This is a genomic window from Halobacillus sp. AWH4_228, assembly GCF_056158365.1.
In genome coordinates, this window is record NZ_JBSWTE010000001.1 from 3,768,821 (window position 1) to 3,793,104 (window position 24,284).

The window sequence follows — 24,284 nt, forward strand, 5'->3', positions numbered from 1 at the left end:
AAAAGACACGGAATGCAGGAAAACGTCAGAATTATTTGATACACTAGGAAAAAATGAGGTGATGATAATGAAAACGAAGATCGCTATGATTCAAATGGATATTGCCTTCGGTGATCCGTCTGCCAACCGGAATACGGCGCAGGCCAAAATAAAAGAAGCGGCCGACCAGGGAAGTACTTTGATCCTGCTTCCAGAGCTTTGGACAACCGGGTATGACCTGACACGCCTTGAAGAAATCGCTGAAGACCTGGAAGGGCCGACCCACCAGCTGCTGAAGAAGCTTGCCCGCGACCACAGGGTAACCATTGCAGGCTCCATTGCTGAACGGGACAAGGAGTCCTTTTATAATACGATGGTCGCTTACAATGAAAACGGAGAGCGTGTGCTGAACTATCGTAAAGTCCACTTATTCCGTCTGATGGACGAAGAAAAATATCTGGAGTCCGGAGACACGCAGGGAAACTTCCACTTACATAACATCCCGCTGGCAGGGGCCATCTGCTACGACATCCGCTTCCCTGAATGGATGCGTACGGAAATGCTCGGCGGAGCCCGCGGCCTGTTGGTTGTCGCAGAATGGCCGAAGCCCCGCGTCGATCACTGGCGCAGTTTGTTGATCAGCCGCGCAATTGAAAACCAATGCTTCGTCATGGCCTGTAACCGCTCCGGTTCCGACCCGAATAATACATTCGGAGGTCACTCGCTCATCATTGATCCATGGGGGACGATTGCAGCCGAAGGAGGGCTGGACGAAGAAATCGTATACGGAGAAGTCGATTTTTCCGAGGTGGAGGCGATCCGGAAGCAGATTCCGATTTTCCAGGACCGACGTCCTGACCTCTATCAATGATTTCGTTGATATCTACCAAAAAAAATGGTGACCGGCATAAAATCATGGATATACGGAAAATTAAATCGATATCCACCTGATCCATTAAAAAACCGCCGGGCCTTCATAGGTCCGACGGTTTTCTTATTCATAGGCTGGCGTTTGATAGAAATAATTCGGTGAATCCATCCGGTTTTCATAGGAAGAATGGAAAATGTGCGTCGCGGCGGGCGATACAGGCGGAATCAACCATGTCCAATCACCTGTCGCCTGACGTCCACATTTATTTTCTTTCTGTTCAAACCGTTGAAACTGCTTGGCAGCTGTATGATGATCGACGATATTCACACCATCCATCTGGTAGGAATGAAGAACGGCCTGATTCAATTCGATCAAGGCCCGGTCCTTCCATAACGATGTATTGCGGCGCGTATTCAGCCCCATCGCTTCAGCGACTGCCGGGAGCAGATTATAACGGAATTCATCAGCCAGGTTACGGGCTCCGATTTCCGTTTCCATATACCACCCGTTGAACGGGGCTGCAGTATAATTCAACCCGCCGATTTCAAGACGCATATCGGAAATAATGGGGACAGCATACCATTTCAACTCCAAATCCTTAAACCAGTCAAAATCCGGATGTCTCAGCGGGACTTCTAAAATTTTCTCCTTAGGGATTTCAAACCACTGCGGCTGCCCATGATCCGCTTCAATGACTAAAGGAAGAACATCATAAGCCGTTCCTTCCCCCTGCCATCCAAGTTCCTGACAGCGTTTAGTGAATTCCACGGAAGCTGGATCCCCGGTCACCTTCCCATTTTCTTCATAGCCGGCGTACCGGATCAGCTGGTGATTCCAAAGCCGGATCTGGTGCTCTTCCGTTTCCGGTTTGAAAATGGTGATTGTTGAACGGATGCGTCCTCCATTTGTAGCGTAATCGATATGGTCATACAAGGCATCCCGCATAGCTTCGGCTGTATCAAGATGGCGGGCATCAAAGACGCGCAGCGTATCCCAGAACAGGCGGCCGATACAACGGTTGCTGTTCCGCCATGCCACCTTGGCACCGAATTCCAATTCCGTAGAGGTATGGGTATAAGTACCTTCCTCGTCGATGGACTGCCGGACTTCATCCAGTCGGTCCTCCACTCCGGAAAGTTGTTGCTCATAGTAGAACAGGCGGATGAATTCCTCCGCCTTTGTATAGAGATCTGTATTCACAGCATGACATCCTCCTGTAGGTTGCTCATCCCCCATCCTACCATATTCCCATAGAATCCCCTATCAATCAGTCTGCTTTACGTGCCGCCTGCTGGATCGGATCCCATACGCTGTTATAAGGAGGCGCATAGCTGAGATCCAGATCCTGCAGATCATCCACCTTCATTTTGTGGAACAAGGCGGTGGCAAGGACGTCGATCCGTTTATCCACCCCGTCCTTTCCAATGATTTGACCACCCAGAAGCTGGCGGGTTTCCGCATCGTAAATCACTTTTACAGTCATCGGGTTATCCTTGGAGTAGTAACCCGCTTCATGTGTGGATTGGACAGTCTTCGTCTTCACTGAAAATTGCTCCTGTTCGGCTTCCCTTACGGACAGGCCGGTGCGCCCGAGCGTCAAGTCGAAAAATTTCAAAATGGATGTGCCTGTAATTCCACGGAAAGGTGTACGGACGCCTGCCATATTCAATCCTGCGATCTGCCCCTGTTTGTTGGCATGGGTCCCCAGCGGGATGTAATCCATCTTTTCCTTGACCCGGTGATATTGAACGGCACAGTCACCCGCGGCATAAATGTCCAGAATGCTGGTTTCCATAAAAGCATTCACGGCTACAGCGTCTTTGATCCCTTTGTATATGCCTGTCCCTTCAAGAAATGATGTATTGGGTGTCACACCAGCAGCCACAAGAACGAGATCCGTTGCATACGTTCCTTTGTCCGTGACAACGGTTTCCACCTGTTCATCCCCCCTGAATCCTTCGACAGATTCATTGAGATGGAGTTCCAGACCATTTGTGCGGGCCTCCTCATGCACCAGTTCTCCCATGTCTTCATCAAAAATTTTCGCAAGCTGAGCACCACGGTCAATGATTCTCACCTGTTTTCCAAGGGCGCGGTAGCTTTCCGCCATTTCAAGACCGATATACCCTCCCCCGATAATCGTTACATGTTCTGTCTCTTCCGTCGTTCCTGCCATGATTTCCTCAATATCAGGAATGGTCTTCAACGTATAAATCCCGTCCAGATGCCGTCCATTCCACGGTGGGACGATGGGGGATGCACCGGAAGCAATCAAGAGCTTATCGTACGTGATTTCCACCTGCTCGTCACCGTCAAGGTTTCTGGCGTAGATTTTTTTCCGGTCACAATCCACCTGTTCCACTTCGTGACGGATGCGTACATCAATGCCGTATTTCTCACGGAAGGTTTCCGGTTTTCTTGCAATGAGATCTTCCGTTGAATCCACCACACCTTTGAGTACATAGGGCAGACCACACTGGCCGTATGAAGTAATCTCCCCTTTCTCCAGTACTGTAATGGTACTGCCTTCTGTGTTACGGACGATCTGCATCGCCGCACTCATTCCGGCCGCATCGCCGCCAATGATCACATAATCCATTCTTCCCACTCCTTTTCCTGTTTGCAGACGTTCCTTCTATCTTTACTTCTTTACCATTAATGTTCCCACTCAAACTTCCGTCATGTTACACTGTCTATATTATCTTTTTGTTCGACTTTTCCAAAAACATATGTCTGAGGTGACCATCCATGAAAGAATTCCAAACATCCAAAGCCATCCAGCGTCTGCCGGATCAATTTTTCGCAACGCTGATTGATAAATTAAATGCCTATGAAAATAAAGGCTGGGACACTATTAACCTCGGTCAGGGGAACCCGGATCAGCCGACTCCTGATCACATTGTTGAATCCTTGAAGGAAGCTGCCGACAACCCTGAATTTCATCAGTACCCTCCTTTCCACGGATATCCGTTCTTTAAGGAAGCGATCGCTGAGTTTTACAAGCGCGAGTATGATGTAGACCTGGACCCTGAAACAGAGATCGCCATCATGCCCGGCAGTAAAACCGGCCTGGTGGAGTTAAGCCAGTGCTTCCTTGATCCTGGAGATGTCGCGCTCGTGCCTGATCCCGGGTACCCGGATTATTGGTCAGGAATCGAAATGGTCGGAGCGGAAATGAAGCCGATGCCGCTGCTGGCTGAAAACCACTTCCTCCCGGACTATGAAGCCATTGATGCCGAAAGCTGGGAAAAAGCCAGGCTTATGTTCCTCAATTATCCGAACAATCCGACCGGGGCAACAGCGGACAAGGCTTTTTACGAAGAAACGATCAAAGAAGCCGAAAATCATGATGTCTGCGTGATTCATGATTTCGCCTATGGAGCCATCGGTTTTGACGGCGTCAAACCGCTTAGTTTCATGCAGGTGGAAGGTGCCAAAAATGTGGGTGTAGAAGTTTACACGATGTCCAAAACCTTTAACATGGCCGGTTGGCGCGTGGCCTTCGCCGTTGGGAACCCCAGCGTTATTAAAGCCATCGAAACCATCCAGGACCACTATTTCTGCAGTATTTTCGGCGGCCTCCAGAAAGCGTCTGCTACAGCCCTCCTAAGTTCCCAGACTGGTGTAGAGGAACTGGCAGCTACGTATGAGCAGCGCCGCGATCTCCTTTTATCCGGCCTGGAAGAGGCTGGATACCATGTAGAGCCGTGCAAAGGTTCATTTTTCGCCTGGCTGAGCGTGCCGGAAGGCTATACCTCCCAGTCCTTTGCGGATGCCCTGCTTGAGGAAACCGGATTGTTTGTGGCCCCCGGCATCGGGTTTGGAGCGAGTGGAGAAGGATATGTGCGTATCGGCTTGAATAATTCAGAAGAAACACTGAAGGAAGCTGTTGTACGCTTCAAAAAATTCGCGGAAAAATAAAATCTCAAAAACGCCTGTTCTACAAGGAACAGGCGTTTTTTGTTGAAATTCTTCTTAATCATTTCGATTTTATCGTAAAATAAAAGTTGCACTTTCACTGTAAATCGATTTAAATATATATTATACAAAGATTACACATATCTTATAGGAGGGGTTTGAATGTACGCGCTCATACGAAAAGACAGCAGTGTAATTGAAATCCTCAGGGATCCCATCGACCGGAGAGAGCGGATATTTACTCGCAAAGAAGATGCAAAAGAATATGCCGATAAACTCAACGTGTTAATTGCCCATGGCCCTAAATGGGAAATAGAGAAGTATTTGTAACATCACTCCTCCCTTTCCACTACTATTTATCCTTTTGCAGCCTTCCTGACGGCAGAAGAGTTCTGGAGAACCCACAACGATATCATTCCAAAAAAAGCCCGGACCTTGTTAAAAAGGTCCGGGCTTTTCATTTGATTAAAATGGATATTCACGGTAGCCATTCATGACTCCGATCCATTTTACGGTTGTAAATTTGTCGAGGGCCCACTCGCCACCGAAACGACCAAGGCCTGACTCTTTTTCTCCTCCGAAAGCGACATGCGCTTCATCGTTCACAGACTGGTCATTGATGTGAATCATACCCGTTTCCACACGCTTCGCTACTTCAACGCCGCGGTGGACGTCACGGGTGAAAACAGACCCACTTAAACCGTAAGGAGAACCATTCGCGACTGTAATCGCTTCTTCCTCCGAAGACACTTTGATGACAGAAGCTACAGGGCCGAACACTTCATTATTGGCAATCGGCATATCGTTGGTGACACCGGTCAGCACCGTCGGCTGCAGAACATTTCCGTCTGCTTCTCCACCTGTAAGTACTTCCGCCCCTTGATCAAGGGTCTTTTGCAGATCTTCCTGTATACGCTCGACAGCATCGCGGTTGATCAATGGTCCGACCGCCGTATCTTTTTCAGAAGGGTCACCGACTTTCAGGCTTTCCACTTTTTGTTTGAACTGCTCGACGAACGCATCATGAACACTTTCATGAACGATGATTCTGTTCAGAGACATGCAGATCTGGCCCTGGTGCAGGAATTTACCGAAAGCAGCGGCCTGCACGGCTTTCTCCACATCTGCATCATCAAGGACGATCATGGCGTTGTTCCCGCCAAGTTCAAGCGCTGTGTCTTTAATGTGTTTACCGGCCAGCTCTCCAATATGGCTGCCCACTTCTGTTGAACCGGTAAAGGAAATCAGCTTAGCGGCTGGGTGAGTAACAAAAGCGTCGCCGATTTCAGATCCACGGCCGACAACAACGTTAATCACACCTTCCGGAAAGCCGGCTTCTTCAAATAAATCAGCAATGAGCAGGCCGGACGTTACCGGTGCATCAGAAGCTGGTTTAACGACGACCGTATTTCCTGTCGCAACAGCTGGCGCAATGGATCTCAAAGCAAGGTGGAATGGGAAGTTCCATGGGCCGATAATGCCGATTACCCCTTTAGGAGAACGGTAGACCCGGTTTTCCTTACCCGGCGTGTTGGACGGAAGAATTGAGCCGGACATTCTCGTCGGGAAACTGGCGGATTCACGGATGATGGACACAGCCGCCTGATATTCTACTTCAGCTTTGACGATCGTACTTCCGGATTCCTTCACAAGCCAGTCGACGATTTCTTCTTTCCGCTCCTGCACGACGTGAAGCAGCTGATCAAAATACGTCTGCTTCTCGGCAGGCAGCGTTGTCATCCAGCCTTCCTGCGCCTGGACAGCCGCGTCATATGCCTCATTCAAATCGTCTTGGTTGGCGGACGGGATCGATGCGATGGACTGCTCTGTATATGGATTGACATTCTCTACAAATTTCTCACTGGAGCCATTTTTCCATTGGCCATTGATATATTGTTTCGTAAATGTTTGTGGACTCATTTCTCAATTACCTCCATTCAGGAACTATACAGGGCTATCATTCCCGCCTGGATGCCTTTCAAACATTTGGACACTTTACAAATTCTTCTTCATATCCACGTGGGGAATGCCGTCTTCAAGATAGACGCCGGTCATTTCCTCAAATCCGAAAGAAGCGTAAAACCCTCTTAAATGTTCCTGTCCTGAAAGCCAAATGTGATCGGTATGGTAATTCGTTTCGACAGCTTGAATGGCCTTATCCATCAACTTCCGTGCCGTTCCTTTTCCACGATAATCCTTATGTACAATGACACGGCCGATGCTGTAGGAGTTATTATCCTCAACCGGGGGGACGATCCGGCAGTAAGCAGCCACTCTTCCTTCACCCTCCATCCAGATGTGCAGGCATTCGGGGTCACGTCCGTCAATTTCCGGATACGGACATTCCTGCTCTACGACGAATACCTCGACGCGTAATTTCAAGATGCTGTACAGTTCCTCCTTTGTCAGCTGCTCATACGTTTTTTCCATCCAGTTCAAGTCCATTCCTGATCACTCTCCCTCTATTTTCCTACAATTATGACGGTTTTAACAAAAGAAGGAAAGGGAATTATAAAGTGGTCTCTTTCATAACGATTCCACCCAAAAAAAAGGAGGGAACACCCATGCTTTTGAAGATACTCCCGATATCTTTACGTAAATATTTTGAGATGTCGAAGCGTCAGCGGAAACATGAAATCCAAATGACCATTTGGTATATGCCGCTCATTTATATTGCCGCTTCGATTCTTTTCGTCATAGCCACCCTGTATCTGGACTTGTCTTTTCAGCTGGAACAATATACACATGAGTTCTTCCGGATTAATGCCGATATCACACGAATGCTCGTCAGTACGCTGATCGGCGGAATTCTTACATTGAGTGCCTTTACATTGAACTCCCTGCTTGTTGTGCTTACAACTTTCAGCGGACAATTCTCTCCAAGGATGCTTATTAACTTTGTTTCTGATAAACGGACCCAGCACGCTCTGGGTATTTTTAATGGGAACTTTGTTTACGTGCTTCTTGTATTTCTTTTCATCGGGAATACCGAATATGAGTATTTTGTGGCCGTCCCGACCATTACGATTCTAATGGCCTTTACTTCATCTGTGACGTTTATTTACTTCATCAACCATGCGACAACATGGATGCAGGTACATAACATCACGGACTCCATGAAGCAGTCATCGGAGAAAATCATCAATCAGACACTCCGAAAAGACCTTGAAGCTCACCGCTGTGAAAACCCGGACAATCTGCTGGAGGATTATCAGGAAAAGACGTTCCCTATCAGTGCTGTTCAATCCGGATATGTCCAGCTTGTCGATTACCAGACGATGATCGAAGAAGCTCGGAAAGATAACATTATCGTTCAATTCAAAGCACAGGTCGGTGATTATATCCTGCGGGGAAATGAACTGATCAGCTACTGGGGGCCTGGAGCTGATCATATCGAAAAGGAGAAATACATCCGGATGATCAGCATCGGCTATAAGGAGACGGAGCTGCAGGACCTGCAGATGGGGATGCATAAGCTTGCCGAAATTGCGATCAAATCCATCAGCAATGATGATCCCAAAACGGCTTCCAATACCATTTACCGCATGTCAGAACTGATGCTCACCGTCGAAGATTATATTACCTTCACCCCTTACTTGATGGATAAGGACGGGCAGGTTCGTGTCATCCTGCTTTCCGAATCCTTTGAGTACTACATCTACCGGGGTTTCGGCTATATCCGGCATTATGCCCGGGACAACCATCTGATTATTACCGACCTTGTCGGTTCAATCGCATCTATTGCTGAATCCATTGATGAATCCAAACACGAAATGCTTTGGGAATTTGCCTGCAATACAATTGATCACATTGAAGAGAAAGTCATTTATGAACTCGACAAAACCTTCCTGCTTCAAGAGATGGAGAGGCTAGCCATGACGACAGGGCATAAGCTTGACTATTACCATATCTACCGACGTTTTTACCCAGTCGATGGCTGAAAGGCATGGCAGGAGAAGAGGAGTCTCCCCCCCTCAGGGGGAACGATGGAAAATCGTTTGACAACCTCTTCTTCTTTGCTTATTTTTAATATATGAACATATATTCATATAAAGGGAGGTTTAAGGATGGGTCATCACCATCATCATCACGCAGACTCGATAACCGGAAAAATCAAAACCGCTTTCTTTCTGAATTTCGCTTTTACCATAATTGAAATCATCGGCGGATTGTTAACGAATAGTATGGCGATATTATCCGATGCGCTGCATGACCTCGGAGACTCGCTATCTCTAGGCCTTGCATGGTTTTTACAGAAGTTCTCCAAAAAAAGAACATCCGAAAGCTTTTCCTTCGGCTACCGGCGCTTCTCCCTTCTGGCCGCTCTTATCAATAGTATCGTCCTGATCGTAGGATCCATTTTCATATTCGTCGAAGCCGTTCCCCGGCTTTTCGATCCCCCTGAACCCCATGCCGGGGGGATGCTGGCCGTGGCCATTCTCGGCATCGTCATTAACGGAGCTGCCGTTTTCCGTCTGCGCGGCGGGGATTCCATGAACCAGAAAGTTCTGACATGGCACCTTCTTGAGGATGTCCTCGGGTGGATCGCTGTTCTCATCGCCAGTGTTATCATGATGTTCTTTGACGTACCGATCCTGGACCCTGTGGCTTCCATTGGAATCACGCTGTTTATTTTGTATAATGTCGTCAAAAATCTTGTCCAAACGATGAAGCTGTTTCTGGAAGCTGTTCCATCTGATGTGGACCTTAAACAAATCATCAAAAAAATCGATGACCTTCCAGGGGTGTTATCCAGCCATCATACCCACCTGTGGTCTCTTGATGGGGAAAACCATGCTTTTTCCACCCACGTAGTCGTGGCAGGAAATGCGGGGAAACAGGAGATCTGTTCCATTAAGGAAGGGGTAAAAAACACACTGACATCCATCCAGCTGGAGCACATAACAATTGAAGTTGAATACGAAGACGATCCATGTGGGCTGGAAACCTAAAAACAGCAGGCTCGACAGCCTGCTGTTTGTTGTTCTTATAATTCCAGGGTTTCCGGTGTATGGGAACCTTTGTTCATGTAACGGATCGTTTCCGGGAGGATTTCAAGAACGACAAATTCAGGATCATCCTTGCCATCGAACCATCGTGTCATCTCATCATTCCAAATCCACTCTTTAATCTCCTGATCACTGCGGATTTTCGCCTGCCCTTGTACTTCCAGGTAGGTATCGCCGTAGCCTTCTCCTTCATATCCCAGAAGGATATGAACGTGTGGATTTCCCTCGATCTCCTCCGCTTTATGTGTTTCCTTGCTCGTCGGGGTGAAAAACGTGAAATTCTCGTCGTTGAAAAAAGTCATGTAACGGGTGTGCGGTTTGCTGTCCTTTACCGTAGCCAGTGTTCCAACTTTATGATTATCCATCAGTTGATGGATCTGCTGCTTCAATTCTTCCTGATTCAATGTCATGCTCCTTTCCACTTTTCATTTCTTTGATTTCACAGTCAGTTTTCCCCGAAATAATGGAAGTAAACCAAAAAGTGTGCCGGGATAAATCATTGACATGAAGTTCACACCACCGGGGTATAGTACATCTATGCGCAGCGCCCACCCGGGTCTGTGCTAAAATAAAAAGAAACGATCATCTAACAGAAGGAACAGGAGGAAGTGTGTTGAATCGGCAGCTGTTTACAAAAAAATGGAGCCTCATTTTCATAGGCTCGGTTTTTATCGGTCTTCTCATATTTTTTATAAGCGCAAAATCAAGCAGCTCTGAACCGGTGGAACGCTCTGAGCTGACACCGACATTGTTTGTACATGGATATAAAGGCGGCCCGCGCAGCTTTCAGTCGATGATAGACCGGATGGAAAACCTTCAATGGGGGAAAAAACATATGACCATTTATGTTTCTGCATCCGGTATGGTATCGATTCAAGGAAACTTCTCCAGTACACCCCGCCCATTTGTCCAGGTACTTTTCGAAAACAACCGGGCAAGCATCCAGGACCAGACGTACTGGCTTCAGCAGGTGATGAAGAAGCTGCGGACGGAACATAAGATCCAGCAGGTGAATCTAGTCGGTCATTCGATGGGCGGCCTGGCTTCTGCCGGGTACCTCATGTCAGAGTCCGACCTGCCGGCGCCCAAGGTCGAAAAACTGGCCGTCATTGCAAGTCCGTTCAATGGCATTAAAAAGGAAGGCTACTTTGCGTCCAACTACGGGGAGGCGACCACAGATCTCCAGCCCGGGTCAGAAGCTCTCCGACAAATGGAAGAAAACAAGGAAAACTTCCCGCCCGAAATTGAAGTGCTTGCCATTGCGGGCGTCATCAACGGAACGGAACCGGAAGAAGACCATTGGGATGGACTCGTCCACTCTTCCAGTGTCAGCAGACTGGAGAAGATTGTTCCCTTCGGTCAGTACAAAGAGGAGCTGATTTTCAACAATCTGGCCACACATTCCGGTCTGCATGAGCTTGCAGAAGTGGACCGGATGCTTGCCGTTTTCCTTTGGGATGAAACGGACGAAGATAACCTTAACTCTTTTGACGAGCATTTATAGTCCACACTCCCGGCACCTGTTCATAGGTGCCGGTTTATTTTTTCTCCAAAATGAACAGCCACATAAATGTCAGCGCCTGCTTCAAATCCTCATCAAGATCGGCAAGCAGGTGAGGTTCCACCCCTCTTTTATAAACGCCTTCTCCATCGATCACTTCCCAGCCATTTTCAACAGCCAGCTGCTGTAATTCCCATGGCATCATCGTATTGCAGATCACTTTTTCCCCATACAGCCTTCGGTAGCTGTTCACTCTCGGCATTGCTGTCGGGCCAAGAAGCCCTATACAGAGGCGTCCACCCGGCTTCAGCACCCGCTTCATTTCCTCCAGCCCCGCTGCAGGTACTTCTGTCCATTCCAGTGAATTAACAGCCATTCCGCCATCGAACTGTTCATCTTCAAAAGGCAGATCCGCCAAATCGCCCTGCACAAACCTCAGCTGCGCATGATCGTCCACCCGTTGATTGGCCTTGTTCACCATATCTTTGGAAAGGTCCACGCCTGTCACATCATACCCTTCCTTGGATAACATATAGGAACCGTATCCATCTCCACAGCCAAGGTCCGCAATTGTGCCGGCCGGCAGATATTTTTTCACAAAAGGGACAATGCTCTTCCTGCTTCCCTCTTCCCACATGGTGCGGCTCTTTTCTTCCCACATATCTGAACGGCTGTCCCATTGGCGTTCTGCTTCCTTATGCCAGTTAAATGTTTCACTCATTCTGAACCCTCCTGAAAAATTTTTCTCCCACTTTCATTATAGTATATAAAACCGCGCCACTCACTGGTTTCCCTTATCGAAAAAGGGGAATCCTACCAACCATCCAAAAGAAAAGAGTTGCATGATTCATCCACCCACGTTATGATAAAAACACTAGATAAGCTATTAAACAACAACAAAAACACTATATATAGTATGAACGAATCGAAGATGCCACAAGGCTTAATAGGGAATCCGGTGAAAAACCGGAGCTGCCCCCGCAACTGTCAGCACTCGCGAAACGGTAAAACCACTGTGCCACGCACGGGAAGGACCGGAGTAAGAACGAGTGTCAGCCAGGAGACCTGTCTTCATTCGTCGCAGTTTCAACTTCTTCGGGGATTGAGAAGATGAAGCGATGAAATGAAAGAGCCTTGTCTCTTCCTTTTTTTCGTTTCATGGTTTCATCCGCTCACCCCCAAAGAGCGGTTTTTTTTATGAAAAAAAAGGAGTGACACTATGGCTGCCACATTAACGACGACAAGCTGGACGGACAAGATTCAACAATGGAAGGACGACTTTCCTCAGCTTCCCCTGGACGATTTTTTAGAAAAGCAGTCTTCACAGATCGCAGACAAACCCTATGATGAACAGGCAGATGCCCTTATCCTCGAGTGCCTCGCCGAAATAGATGAAGCGGCACCGGACTGGACTTATGCGGCCAGCCGGATCCTGCTCACCCGTATGTACGAAGCCTCTGCAGGGAACCGCAGCACAACGAAGGCCTATCAAAATTTTCATGGCTTGATTGAGACGTTGATCGAGAAACAGATTTACACACACAAGCTGCTCACTTATTACAAAAAAGAAGAACTGGATGAACTGGAACAGGTTATCACGCCGGAACGGGATCACTTATTTACGTATATCGGTCTGAAAACGCTGTCGGACCGTTATTTGGCAAAAAGTAAGTCCGGGGAGATTTTCGAGCTCCCTCAAGAGCGTTTTATGATTATTGCCATGGTTTTAATGGCTCAGGAAGATGAAAACAAGCGTCTCTCTCTTGTGAAGGAAGCGTACTGGGCTCTCAGTCACCTGTACATGACCGTTGCTACCCCGACCCTTTCCAACGCCGGAAAGAGATATGGACAGTTAAGCTCCTGTTTCATTGATACCATCGATGATTCCCTCCAGTCCATCTATGACAGCAACACAGACATTGCCAATTTGAGCAAGCATGGCGGGGGCATCGGTGTATACTTAGGTAAAATCCGCAGCCGCGGCAGCGATATCCGTGGATTCAAAGGCGTTTCCTCAGGGGTCCTTCCATGGATGAAACAGTTGAACAACACCGCGGTCAGCGTGGATCAGCTCGGCCAGCGTCAGGGAGCGGTCGCCGTGTATCTGGACATATGGCATAAGGATATCTTCCCGTTTCTGGACAGCCGGCTGAACAACGGAGATGAACGTCAGCGCACCCACGATTTGTTTACAGGGGTATCCATCCCCGACTTATTTATGGAAGCGGTGGAAAACCGGGAGGACTGGTATTTATTCGATCCTCACGAAGTTCGTACGGTTATGGGCTTTTCTCTGGAAGACCACTTTGATGAACATAAAGGAGCCGGTTCTTTCCGGGAAAAATACCAGGCCTGTATCGAAAACCCTGATTTGTCCAGGGAAAAAGTACCCGCCATTGAAATTATGAAGCGGATCATGATCGGTCAGCTGGAAACCGGGACCCCTTACATGTTCTATCGGGATGAAGTGAACCGTATGAACCCCAACAGCCATCAGGGCATGGTTTACTGCAGTAACCTTTGTACAGAAATTGCCCAGAATCAAAAAGCGACTGTGCAGGAGGAACAGTATGTCGAGGACGGAAAAATCATTTCGGTAAAAACCCCGGGGGATTTTGTCGTCTGTAACCTGTCCAGTGTCAACTTAGGCCGTGCCGTTCCTGCGGGCGTTATGAAGCGCCTCGTAAGCATCCAGGTTCGTATGCTGGATAATGTCATTGAACAAAATACGATTCCTGTCCTTCAAGCGCAGTTAACAAACCATTCCTACCGCGGCGTCGGTCTCGGTACCTTCGGCTGGGCACACCTTCTCGCCAAGAAGCAGCTGGACTGGGAATCAGATGAGGCTCTCGGATATACATCGGAGGTATATGAAGCGCTTGCCTATCACGCCATTGAAGCAAGCAGTGAGCTGGCCGCTGAAAAAGGAAGCTATCCATATTTCGAGGGATCCGACTGGGAAACCGGAGAATTTTTTGTTAAACGGTCGTTTGACCAGGAAGGCACGTGGAACTGGAAAGCCCTGCAGAAGAAAGTCTCCCAGCAAGGCATGAGAAACGGTTATTTGATGGCTGTGGCGCCAAACTCCAGTACCTCCTTAATTGCCGGCAGTACAGCAAGTATTGATCCGGTATTCAAGAAATTCTACTCCGAAGAAAAGAAAAATTATAAAATCCCGGTGACAGCTCCCGAACTGAACCATGAAACCTACGGGTACTATCCATCCGCTTATGATGTGGATCAGCACGCAAGCATCCGCCAGAACGGCATCCGCCAGAAATATATCGATCAGTCCATTTCCTTCAACCTGTATGTCAGAAATACCATTCAGGCCAAGGAACTGCTTGCGCTGCATATGGATGCATGGAAAAACGGTCTGAAAACCACTTACTATACCCGCTCCACTTCAAGTTCCGGAGACTTTGATGCTTGTGAAAGCTGCTCATCGTAAAAAGGAGACCAAGACTTATGGAAACATTAAACAAACGAAAGTTAGTCGACCACGAAGCACCTAATGCGTCCACCGGAATCGTCAACGGACGCAGCTCCAATATATTGAACTGGGATGACACCCGCTATCCGTGGGCCTACCCGATGTATAAAACGATGCTCGCCAACTTCTGGATTCCGAGTGAAATCAACATGAGCAACGACCTGAAGCAGTGGCCGGAGCTGAGCGCCCAGGAACAGGAATCATTCAAGAAGATTATCGGTCTGCTCGCTTTTCTGGATTCGGTCCAGACTGATTACTCAGGAAAAATCTCGGATTATCTAACCGATTCCAGTTTGTCCGCTCTCATGCAGGTGCTGGCGTTCCAGGAAGTTGTCCATAACCAGTCCTACTCTTATGTCCTGTCCTCCCTCGTAGACCAACAGGAACAGGAAAAGATTTTTGAATACTGGAAGCACGATGACGTCCTGATGGAGCGCAATCAGTTCATTACCGACGGCTATCAGGATTTCATTGATGCCCCCTCCCTGGATTCCTTTTTGAAATCTATCGTCTATGACGTTGTCCTGGAAGGACTCTTTTTCTATGCCGGGTTCGCCTTTTTCTATAACCTTGCCCGTAATCAGAAAATGGTCTCCACCAGTACGATGATCAACTACATTAATCGCGATGAACAGATTCACGTGAGCTTGTTCACGCGGATATTCAATGAGACGTTGAATGAAAACCCTCAGCTTGATGCCGATGCTTACCGTGAATTCGCGAAAGAAACGTTTAAAACAGCGACAGAGCTTGAGATCAAATGGGGACGCCACCTTATCGGAGATCAGTTTCCGGGCATACCGATGGATGATCTTGAAGATTATATCCGCTATATCGCAAACAAACGGTGCCGGATGCTTGGCACGGATAAGCCTTACCCTGAACAGGATACAAATCCATTCAAGTGGATCCGTGCCTATCAGGACGTGGATGAAGGAAAATCGGATTTCTTCGAACAGAAATCCAGGCAATATACAAAAGTATCCGATACGAACGGATTTGATGACTTATAAGCCTGCCGAAAAGCCTGCCGGGGACCCTTGCGTTCCGGCAGGCTTTTTTCTCCCCTCACGAACATGTCAACTTTCCTTACATATTTACAATAAAGGTATTGATTTTTCAGAATATTTCTTATATAGTAAATAACAACTACTACGCATGTCATATTTCCTGACATGAATATGAGGAGGAAATGAGCTTATGAAAAAGGTCGAAGCCATCATCCGTCCCGAAGCTTTCCAAGAGCTCCGGCAGCAGCTGGACGCCCTCGGAGTCAAGGGGCTTACCGTTTCAGAAGTAGCTGGATGCGGTCAACAGAAAGGTCAGGAAGGAATCTTCCGAGGGAACCGTTTTGAAATTAAATTGTACCCGAAGGTTAAGGTTGAAATGGTCATTGAGAACCACGAGCTCGGCTCTGTCGTTGATGTCATCCTGGAAGCCTGCGCTACTGATGAAGTCGGGGATGGGAAAATATTCGTATCCACCATCGATGAGGTCTTCCGGATCCGGACAGGGGAAACTGGCAAACAGGCACTTATTTAATTTATAGGAGAGGACGATCCATTTATGAAGAAAGTTATTCCTTTATCACTGCTGGCTCTTTTCAGCTTTCCTGTCGCCGCCAGCGCTCAGACGACCGTAACCGCTGAATCTGTACTTCAATCCGTTGATATGGCCTGGGTAATGATTGCCGCCTTTTTAGTATTCTTTATGCACGCAGGCTTTGCGATGGTCGAATCCGGATTCACACGCTCGAAGAACGCTTTAAACATCCTCATGAAAAACTTCATGACAATGTCGATAGCCGCTGTTCTCTATTTCATTGTTGGTTACGGCATCATGTTCGGATCGTCCGGAGGCGGCCTCATCGGTCTAGACGGCTTCCTATTATCCGGACAGGAGGATCAAATCGGATTCTTCGTCTTCCAGGCTGTCTTTGCCGCTACCTGTGCAACCATCATTTCAGGTGCTGTAGCGGAACGTATTAAACTGGGATCCTACCTTTTACTTACGATTGTCATGACTGGTTTCATATATCCTGTTGTCGGCCACTGGGTATGGGGTGGAGGCTGGCTCGCTGAACTTGGGTTCGTAGACTTTGCCGGGTCCACCGTCGTCCACCTCACGGGCGCCCTGGGTGCGGTCACGGCCGTTCTATTCCTCGGACCTCGTATCGGGAAATACAGTGGAAAAACCGTGAATGTCATTCCTGGACATAACATCCCTCTCGGCGCTCTCGGTGTTTTCATCCTATGGTTTGGCTGGTTCGGGTTCAACGGCGGAAGCACACTGGCTGCCGACCCTTCCCTCGTCCCTTCTGTCATTGCAACTACACTGCTGTCCGCTTCTGCCGGTGTACTCGGGTCAGGTTTCTACTCGTATGCGAAGTTCAAACGTATCGACGCCTCCCTGACATTAAACGGCGCCCTTGCCGGCCTTGTCGGGATCACAGCCGGCACAGCAAACGTTTCCCTGGCCGGAGCCATTGTGATCGGGTTGATTGCCGGTGTCATTCTCGTGGAGGCCGTACAGTTCCTGGACCGCGTCGTACGTATCGATGACCCTGTAGGTGCGATCGCAGTGCACGGCATCTGTGGAATCTGGGGGACATTGGCCGTCGGATTGTTCGCTGTCGAAGGCGGTTTACTATACGGAGACGGAGCATCCCTTCTTGGCATCCAGGCCGTCGGCATACTTGCTGTCATTGCCTGGACAATGGTAACAACTGCTGCTACGGTGGCTGTCATTAAAGCAGTTGTGGGCATCCGCGTTTCCCGTCAGGAAGAAATTGCCGGACTGGACTTCGCCGAACATGGTTCTCAGGCGTATGAAAGCTCCAGAGGAATCTTCAACGAAAACCTTGATTACGGTTCTAAAGATTTCGGAGTCGGATTGCTGCACCGTTTAAATGACCTGCAGTCTGAACAGGCCCCGGAAAAACCGAAGGAAAAAACCGCACAATAAGAGAAAAAGCAGTACCCTGCCCCTGCTATAAGGGATAGATTCACTTCACCGTGAATCTATCCCTTTTTAGTTCCTTTCGTCTATTTTACGAACACACGTTCTTATTTTTCGAAAATTATGGTATCCTTGTAGATAGATACCGTTCCCTATCATAAACAGAACTTTGTACTAGAAAGGGTGTGAGGCCTGAAATGAGCACATATGAAGCCCTCATGATCATGTTTGCGTTTGGAACATTCATCATTACCCTCCTTGCGCTCATCATAAAAATGAACAATAAAAAATAGACCTTCACGAACGTGAAGGTCTATCCTGTCTTCCTGTGCGAACGGTATCGCGGCGGCAGCTGCATCTGCCGCCGATTCTCTTTTATTATAGCATAAATAGGAGAGAACATAAGAAAAAAGTTTACCGCTCACACGCCGTTATTCCTCCATCAGCTTCCTTATTTCTACACGGTCTGCACCTATCATTCTTTATCATCCGCCAGGTTTCACGTGGAACAGCTTTTATGATCCTGATAACAGACAAGGATAAAACAGTCATTACGACGAATATAAGAGTAAAAGACAACGGATGAAAACTTTTTTCCGGGGAGTGTCGTCTAAACAGATGAGGTGGGACAAATTGATACGCAGACAGCGGCCGCAGCCTGCTTATGAACCCGATGAACTGGATGAACAACGGATTGAAGAATGGATACGTCAATACGGCCATGATCTCAAGTGGCTCGCTTACTCTTATGTAAAAGATTATGCAGCAGCCGAGGACATTACACAGGAAACCTTCATCAAAGCCTACCAAAGCTACCATGCCTTCAAACAAGAATCTTCTATTAAAACATGGCTGTACAAAATTAACGTCAACTTATGTAAAGACCATTTAAAAAGCTCCTATATGAAGCGTGTCGTTAAAAAAGGAACCGAACTGTTCAGGTCGATTCCTTCCCCGAGAGAAAACCCGGAGGAATTGGTGATTCGCCGGGATGAAGACGAAGCACTTCTTGCCCACGTATTAACTCTAGAGGATAAATACCGGGAAATCATCATCTTATACTACTTTGAAGAATTTGATATCAAAAGCATGGCAGACGTCTTGAATACCAGTCCGAATACAGTTAAGACAAGGTTGAGACGGGCCCGCCAGCTTCTTCAGGAACGGATGACAACGGAAGGGAGTTCACAGAGTGAATGATTTGACGGACAGAAAATTAAAGAAAATGAACCACCGCGTCAAGTACGGCCATGTTCCATTTGATGAGCGTTATATGAAGAAAAACGTGATTCACACGATGAAGCAGAGAAAGACCCGGCACAAGTCCAGCTTCTTGATGAAAACAAGGGTGTGGGTCCCGGCTTTCGTTACAGCTGCTGCTTTTACAGTCACGTGGAACACAAACGGCCCCTCTACAGAAGAAGCTGGTTCAATGGCCTACCAATCCACTCCAATCCATGTGAAAGCACCCGCCCCCCCAGCAGGAGCCGATATTGCTCATACCTCTTCAACGATGGTTCGGGAAACATATATCATTTATGAAGATGAGGAATTTTATCAGACCAACACTCTTGTTTCCAAAGAACAGCTTGGTGAAGTCGTAGGCGTGATCGGCCACCAGTCTCCCGGCGAAGAAGCCGAACCTTTGGCCCAGGTGAACAGCTTCCAGCCGGAAGCGAAGATTTATACAATCAAAGGAGAAAAACAAACAGACAAAGTAGCCGTCCAAAGCTGGCGCAGCACAGGAATCGGATCGCCCACTGTCAGCACACAAGGGTATTTTGTATTTGAAAAACTCCCTTCAAACAGTTCGGACAGCTGAATAAATGATTAGCATCAAATTCGAAACCTCTCCCTGACCTGAATCTTCCACACAAGAACAGTCACCCTTCCCCGCGGCTGTTCTTTTCTATCTCGTTCTTCAGATGATCCAAAGACTCCCAGATGGTATCTTTAATCCCCGGATTGTAAAAAACCGCAGCCGGGTGATACAACGGAATGATTGTGTATGTTTTTTCAGTCAGCTCGTAGCCAGTGTCCCCTTTTTTCTGAACAGGAACCTGAAAGGATTGCCCAATCACGTCTGTCATCTTATCTTTTCTCCCGGTCAGCCGTTGATAAGCCACACCTCCGAGGGCAATAATGATTTTCGGATCCATTTCGGCAATCTGGTAGTCCAGCAGGTGGGCGTGGGCATCGATTTCTTTTTGATTGGGCTTCCGGTTCGCCTTCCGCCTCCCTCCACTCCCTTTTTTATTTGTATCCACCCACTTGTAAGGACGGCTCCTCACAACGCTTGTAATATAAACCTCTTCCCGTGAGAGGCCCGCATAATCCAGGTGCTTGTTCAGCTCGTCTCCGGCACGGCCGATGAACGGCCGGCCTTTAACCGCTTCATTCTCCCCCGGTGCCTCTCCGACAATCATAATGTCCGCTTTCTCATCCCCGGACCCAAGAACAAATCCCTCCACATCGTAAGGTTCCATATTCTTTTCCGCCTCATTAACCAGCTCTTCGGGCCATTTCACAGCCATCTCCCCCTTTTCTTTTTTATTTATGTTCCACCAGGACCCCGCTGTTACACGCGGACCTCCGGATTTCCTTCTTCTGTCGTATAATCCAGCAGGAGGATGACACGCTATAAGAAAAGGAGGCGGTATTTGTGACAGAGCAGGATATGGCTGACATTTTCAGCGATTACGGGTATAGCAGTGTCTACCATCGATTTAAAACACCCCTGTATGTAACAGGACTGCTGGATGACATGGAACCAGCGCTCTTGGAGGACTTTTTCGAGCATATGGAGCTCTCTCCTGAGTTGTTATTTGATGAATTCCGCTTTTGGATCCAGTATTATGCAGCCTCTCAAAATAATCATTCATAAAACAGGAAGGTGTGTCATATGAGCCAGGATGGACGTATTGTTCCATTAACTTCAGGCGAAATCGGAGTGCTATGGGCCGGGTATCTAGGAGAAACAATGATCAACTGCGTGATGGACAGCTTCCTCCAAAACGTCAAAGACAGAGATGCCCATAGACTTCTGGAACTCAATGCCTCTTTAGTAAAGAAACGGATCAAGCACTATCGGCAGATTTTCGATCAGGAAGGCATGAAAACGCCGGAGGGCTTCGGTGAACAGGATGTGTTTCTCGATGCTCCACGACTGTTTTCGGATAAGTTTTATATTTTCTATCTAAAAGAAATGAGCCGCTCATCGATTCTGAATTATTCCAACGCGATGTTCGCCTCTCACCGCCGTGATATCCGGATGTTTTTCCTTAAAAGTCTACAGGAATATGCCGACATTTTTAATGCAGCCATCGAAGCTCTCCTTGAAAAGGGGATTGTCATCCGCACACCAGCCATTCCTATACCTACCGACGTCAAAATGGTGGAGGACCGGTCGTTTCTGGGCCACATCAAAGGGTCACAGCGGGCGATTTCTGCTTTGGAAATCAAAGAATTGTACATCAACCTTGATACGAATATGCTTGGGAAGTCATTGATGATCGCCTTCAGTCAATCCGCTGACTCCGATGAATTGCGAAAGTATATGGTGAAGGGACGAAAAACCGCCCATAAGCATATCCATTTTTTCATCAATCAATTGATGGCGGAAGACCTGCCCGCTCCCCAGCTGTGGGACCCTGAAGTGACGGAATCTGATGTTCCTTTGTTTTCTGACAAACTGATGTTTTACCACGCTGGACTTGCTGCATCGAACGGAATGGCCAACTACGGAACGGCCCTGGCTCAAACAGCACGCAAAGATCTGTCTCTGGCCACCGCCCGGCTCCTTTTGGAAAGCGCCCGCTTTTCCGCAGAAGGTTTTCATATCGGAATTAAAAAAGGCTGGATCGAGCAGCCTCCGCTTGCTCCGGACCGCCCACGCCTATCTGAATAAAAAAAGCAGGAGGAAAGCTCCCCCCTGCTTTATTATTTGATCTGAAAAACGAGATACGTCGTCACAAAATAACTGATGATGATTAAAACGGAAGGAAGCATGTAGCTCCAAGGCTGCACCTTTTTCCTGGTAATGCTGTAAATAATCAGCAGGATAAATAAAATCGAAGCCGCTCCTGTAAAAAGGTTCGCAGGAGAGGACTGCTGAAGCAGATTCCCTTTGATGTAAATCAAATCGGTAATTGCCAGGATCATCAAATTGAAGGCGTTACTGCCCAGGAGCGAACTGATGCCGAGGTTGAAATTCCTCAGCTTCAAAGCCGTTCCTACACTGACGGCATCAGGAAGCGATGTACTGATCGCTACTAGGAAGGCTCCGATAAACGAAGCTCCGATACCAGTAATTACAGATATCCGTTCGGCTGTAATCGTCAGCACACTCCCTATCACCATAATCAACAAAGCATACATAATAAACCTGAACAATACCTGCTTGTACGTAAAGTCCTTATACCGCTCATTCTGCTTCTTAACTTTCCTCCCTTGATAGGACGTCCGGTTATTGATGAATTTAGACCCGATGAAATACAGCATAATGACAGCGATGGATGTATAACTGATATGGAATATATGCGTCGGCAGCGTCAGACTCAATCCAGCTATGACGATGATCGTCATATAAATAACCAGCCAGCCGTACATCTTGCTTTCCGCCGTGGCATGGGTAAGGATTTGGTACCTTCGATAAACGATGTCAAAAATAGCCAGACCCATAATATTAAACAAGTTACTCCCAATTAAATTACCAACAGCCAGATCAGGACTGTCAATGATGATTGCCGTAACACTTGATGTCAACTCCGGCAGGGATATGGCGATTCCGATGATCGCTCCCATAAATGCAGAGGACGCTTTCGTTTTTTCTTTTACCGCATCTCCATATATCGATAATCGGGAAGCCACAAAAAAGGTGCTGACTCCTGATAATATAAAGAGCGCAAAAATGATCCAGCTGCTCATATAATCACTCCAGACTCAATTCTCGCAACTCCTACCCCATACCCCCGGTAAACCGTGTATAAACGAAAAGACCAGCGCTTTTTGCTGGTCTTTTCTGGATATAGACGTATTCAGGATTGAGGTACGGCTTCATTTTCATACTCTTTAATCAAATCAGCGGTCAGCTGGCCGGAAAGTGTCACCATAGGGACACCGCCTCCCGGGTGGGTGGACCCGCCGACAAAGTACAAGCCTTCAAACACCTGACTCTTGGAAGGAATTTTAAATCCACCGTTGGATTTCTTATCCGCTGCAATGCCATAAATAGAACCGCCGTTCGGACCATAGAGAGCTTCCAAGTCTTCCGGGGTGAACCGGTATTCAAACTCGATGGAATCACGCAGTCCTTCAATTCCCATACGTTCCAGCTTATCCAGAACTACTTCCCTGTAGGCGTCCCAGTCCACAGGTTTCTGTTTTTTACCTGTCATCGGCGGCACGTGGGTCAGGACAAACAAGTTGTCCTTGCCTTCCGGCGCCTGGGTTTCGTCCGAACGAGCAGAAATACCGATGTAGATGGTCGGGTCGTCCGCAGGCTTTCCTTCTTCAAAAATCTGCTTGAATTCTTTTTCAGGATCTTCAGAGAACAGGAAGTTATGGTGCTTCAAGTGATCGAACTTGCGGTCTGTACCAAGAAGCAGAACAAGACCGGAAACCGTCGGATCGAACTTCTTCTCCAGAGATTTCGTTTCCTTCTTCACTTTGGAAGTCTTCGGTGCCAGCTTTCTGTAAGCTGGAATCGCTTCGAGGTTGGAAACGACAATATCAGCCTCGTGCAGCGTGCCATCTTCCGTTTCCACACCTGTCACGCGGTCATTTTCGACAACAAGGCGCTGCACAGGTGTATTCAGATGAACATCGACGCGGAGTTCGTCCATCAACCGGCCCATCCCCTCCGCAATCTTATACATGCCGCCTTTGACATAATGAATGCCAAGACCCAGCTGGACGTAAACGAGCTGATTCAAGATGGCAGGGGCTGAATATGGGTTGGATCCCACATACATGACGAAATAGTTGAAAAGCTGCTCTAAATAAGGATTGTTGAATTGTTTATGCGTGGACTTCGCAACCGTACTGAGCGGATCCATCTGCATCAATTCGTTCAGCTTATGATGTTTCTTCAAGTCTTTCAAGTCCTGGATGCTGTACTTATAAAAGCTCTTCATGCACAATTCATACATATCCTGGCTGTAGGAAAGGAAATCCGTCAGCTTTCGGTTCGGACGGTTCGTCACTTTGGACATTTCCTCCAACATATTCGGAAGGTCACTCGTTACATCCACCTGTGTACCGTCTTCAAAGAAGGTGCGCCACTGCGGCTCCACCCGCTCCACTGTAATATAGTCTTCCAGACGTCGGTGAACACTGGCGAAGAGCTGCTCCAGCACCCACGGCATCGTCAATATGGATGGTCCTGTATCAAACGTAAAGCCTTTTCCCTCGCGGCGGTTCAACTTTCCGCCGATGTTGCTGTTCTTTTCAATGACCTTTACATTATATCCATCTGCGGACAACCGGATTGCAGCGGACATCCCGCCCAGTCCTGCACCTACAACAATCGCTGTTTTCTTATTCAAACCCATCCAC

24 protein-coding genes and 1 riboswitch are annotated in these 24,284 nt (G+C 47.8%); of the genes, 15 read left to right on the forward strand and 9 right to left on the reverse strand.

All coding sequences use genetic code 11. The features are described 5' to 3' along the window. Nucleotides 1-67 precede the first annotated feature (67 nt). Nucleotides 68-850, forward strand: a complete 783-nt coding sequence (locus tag ACXADP_RS19435; protein WP_474967147.1) for a carbon-nitrogen family hydrolase — start codon at nt 68-70, stop codon at nt 848-850. Between the two features lie 123 nt (nt 851-973). On the opposite strand, the gene ACXADP_RS19440 is transcribed toward ACXADP_RS19435, so the two are convergent. Together ACXADP_RS19440 and ACXADP_RS19445 are read right to left on the reverse strand one after the other, a co-directional pair. Further along, nucleotides 974-2,050 carry a nitric oxide synthase oxygenase gene (locus ACXADP_RS19440; protein WP_474967146.1) on the reverse strand — a complete coding sequence of 359 codons (1,077 nt, stop codon included), beginning with the start codon at nt 2,048-2,050 and terminating at the stop codon, nt 974-976. Nucleotides 2,051-2,117: 67 nt separating this feature from the next. Then, complete coding sequence (locus ACXADP_RS19445) at nt 2,118-3,449, reverse strand: FAD-dependent oxidoreductase (RefSeq protein WP_474967145.1); 1,332 nt, start codon at nt 3,447-3,449, stop codon at nt 2,118-2,120. Nucleotides 3,450-3,598: 149 nt separating this feature from the next. Between ACXADP_RS19445 and ACXADP_RS19450 the strand changes: the two genes are divergently transcribed. Next, nucleotides 3,599-4,771 (forward strand): aminotransferase class I/II-fold pyridoxal phosphate-dependent enzyme, encoded by a 1,173-nt coding sequence (locus tag ACXADP_RS19450; RefSeq protein WP_474972249.1) that lies wholly within the window; start codon nt 3,599-3,601, stop codon nt 4,769-4,771. 159 nt (nt 4,772-4,930) lie between these two features. Beyond that, on the forward strand, nt 4,931-5,098 hold the full coding sequence (locus tag ACXADP_RS19455) for a hypothetical protein (protein ID WP_474967143.1): 168 nt from the start codon (nt 4,931-4,933) through the stop codon (nt 5,096-5,098). A gap of 135 nt (nt 5,099-5,233) precedes the next feature. Here ACXADP_RS19455 and ACXADP_RS19460 read toward each other — a convergent pair whose 3' ends face one another. Together ACXADP_RS19460 and ACXADP_RS19465 are read right to left on the reverse strand one after the other, a co-directional pair. Next, entirely contained in the window at nt 5,234-6,688 is a 1,455-nt protein-coding gene (locus ACXADP_RS19460) for an aldehyde dehydrogenase family protein (RefSeq protein ID WP_474967142.1), read from the reverse strand. A 75-nt stretch (nt 6,689-6,763) separates the two neighbouring features. Further along, a complete protein-coding gene (locus ACXADP_RS19465; protein WP_474972250.1) occupies nt 6,764-7,213 on the reverse strand; it encodes a GNAT family N-acetyltransferase in 450 nt (149 codons plus the stop codon). Nucleotides 7,214-7,332: 119 nt separating this feature from the next. Here ACXADP_RS19465 and ACXADP_RS19470 point away from each other — a divergent pair, with 119 nt between their 5' ends. After that, on the forward strand, nt 7,333-8,709 hold the full coding sequence (locus ACXADP_RS19470; RefSeq protein WP_474972251.1) for a DUF2254 domain-containing protein: 1,377 nt from the start codon (nt 7,333-7,335) through the stop codon (nt 8,707-8,709). A 126-nt stretch (nt 8,710-8,835) separates the two neighbouring features. Then, complete coding sequence (locus tag ACXADP_RS19475; RefSeq protein ID WP_474972252.1) at nt 8,836-9,720, forward strand: cation diffusion facilitator family transporter; 885 nt, start codon at nt 8,836-8,838, stop codon at nt 9,718-9,720. 35 nt (nt 9,721-9,755) lie between these two features. Here ACXADP_RS19475 and ACXADP_RS19480 read toward each other — a convergent pair whose 3' ends face one another. After that, entirely contained in the window at nt 9,756-10,181 is a 426-nt protein-coding gene (locus ACXADP_RS19480; RefSeq protein ID WP_474970328.1) for a pyridoxamine 5'-phosphate oxidase family protein, read from the reverse strand. Between the two features lie 209 nt (nt 10,182-10,390). Here ACXADP_RS19480 and ACXADP_RS19485 point away from each other — a divergent pair, with 209 nt between their 5' ends. Next, nucleotides 10,391-11,281: an alpha/beta hydrolase gene (locus tag ACXADP_RS19485; protein ID WP_474967138.1), complete on the forward strand. Its 891-nt coding sequence runs from the start codon at nt 10,391-10,393 to the stop codon at nt 11,279-11,281. Between the two features lie 34 nt (nt 11,282-11,315). Here ACXADP_RS19485 and ACXADP_RS19490 read toward each other — a convergent pair whose 3' ends face one another. Then, a complete protein-coding gene (locus ACXADP_RS19490) occupies nt 11,316-11,999 on the reverse strand; it encodes a class I SAM-dependent methyltransferase (protein WP_474972253.1) in 684 nt (227 codons plus the stop codon). A gap of 191 nt (nt 12,000-12,190) precedes the next feature. Then, nucleotides 12,191-12,364, forward strand: a riboswitch (cobalamin riboswitch). Nucleotides 12,365-12,497: 133 nt separating this feature from the next. Between ACXADP_RS19490 and ACXADP_RS19495 the strand changes: the two genes are divergently transcribed. From ACXADP_RS19495 to ACXADP_RS19525, 7 genes are all read left to right on the forward strand, one after another. Continuing rightward, nucleotides 12,498-14,729, forward strand: coding sequence for a ribonucleoside-diphosphate reductase subunit alpha (locus ACXADP_RS19495; protein WP_474972254.1), 2,232 nt, complete (start codon nt 12,498-12,500; stop codon nt 14,727-14,729). 17 nt (nt 14,730-14,746) lie between these two features. After that, the gene (locus ACXADP_RS19500) at nt 14,747-15,784 is read left to right on the forward strand and encodes a ribonucleotide-diphosphate reductase subunit beta (protein WP_474972255.1); all 1,038 of its coding nucleotides are present in this window, start codon (nt 14,747-14,749) and stop codon (nt 15,782-15,784) included. A 187-nt stretch (nt 15,785-15,971) separates the two neighbouring features. Beyond that, nucleotides 15,972-16,313: a P-II family nitrogen regulator gene (locus ACXADP_RS19505; protein WP_474967134.1), complete on the forward strand. Its 342-nt coding sequence runs from the start codon at nt 15,972-15,974 to the stop codon at nt 16,311-16,313. 24 nt (nt 16,314-16,337) lie between these two features. Beyond that, on the forward strand, nt 16,338-17,735 hold the full coding sequence (locus tag ACXADP_RS19510) for an ammonium transporter (protein ID WP_474972256.1): 1,398 nt from the start codon (nt 16,338-16,340) through the stop codon (nt 17,733-17,735). Between the two features lie 191 nt (nt 17,736-17,926). After that, nucleotides 17,927-18,022: a putative holin-like toxin gene (locus ACXADP_RS19515; RefSeq protein ID WP_156896547.1), complete on the forward strand. Its 96-nt coding sequence runs from the start codon at nt 17,927-17,929 to the stop codon at nt 18,020-18,022. Nucleotides 18,023-18,362: 340 nt separating this feature from the next. Next, the gene (locus tag ACXADP_RS19520) at nt 18,363-18,929 is read left to right on the forward strand and encodes a sigma-70 family RNA polymerase sigma factor (protein ID WP_474972257.1); all 567 of its coding nucleotides are present in this window, start codon (nt 18,363-18,365) and stop codon (nt 18,927-18,929) included. Beyond that, nucleotides 18,922-19,551 (forward strand): hypothetical protein, encoded by a 630-nt coding sequence (locus ACXADP_RS19525; RefSeq protein WP_474972258.1) that lies wholly within the window; start codon nt 18,922-18,924, stop codon nt 19,549-19,551. The genes ACXADP_RS19520 and ACXADP_RS19525 overlap by 8 nt, the downstream gene beginning before the upstream one ends. A gap of 61 nt (nt 19,552-19,612) precedes the next feature. Here ACXADP_RS19525 and ACXADP_RS19530 read toward each other — a convergent pair whose 3' ends face one another. Next, entirely contained in the window at nt 19,613-20,257 is a 645-nt protein-coding gene (locus ACXADP_RS19530) for a uracil-DNA glycosylase (protein WP_474972259.1), read from the reverse strand. A gap of 134 nt (nt 20,258-20,391) precedes the next feature. On the opposite strand from ACXADP_RS19530, the gene ACXADP_RS19535 reads away from it, so the two are divergent. Further along, complete coding sequence (locus tag ACXADP_RS19535; RefSeq protein WP_474972260.1) at nt 20,392-20,613, forward strand: hypothetical protein; 222 nt, start codon at nt 20,392-20,394, stop codon at nt 20,611-20,613. An 18-nt stretch (nt 20,614-20,631) separates the two neighbouring features. Next, a complete protein-coding gene (locus tag ACXADP_RS19540) occupies nt 20,632-21,636 on the forward strand; it encodes a DUF3231 family protein (RefSeq protein ID WP_474972261.1) in 1,005 nt (334 codons plus the stop codon). A gap of 32 nt (nt 21,637-21,668) precedes the next feature. Here the strand turns inward: ACXADP_RS19540 and ACXADP_RS19545 are convergent, their stop codons facing one another. Continuing rightward, complete coding sequence (locus ACXADP_RS19545) at nt 21,669-22,655, reverse strand: sodium:calcium antiporter (protein ID WP_474967127.1); 987 nt, start codon at nt 22,653-22,655, stop codon at nt 21,669-21,671. A 110-nt stretch (nt 22,656-22,765) separates the two neighbouring features. Further along, the gene (locus tag ACXADP_RS19550) at nt 22,766-24,280 is read right to left on the reverse strand and encodes a phytoene desaturase family protein (protein ID WP_474967126.1); all 1,515 of its coding nucleotides are present in this window, start codon (nt 24,278-24,280) and stop codon (nt 22,766-22,768) included. Between the last annotated feature and the right edge of the window lie 4 nt (nt 24,281-24,284).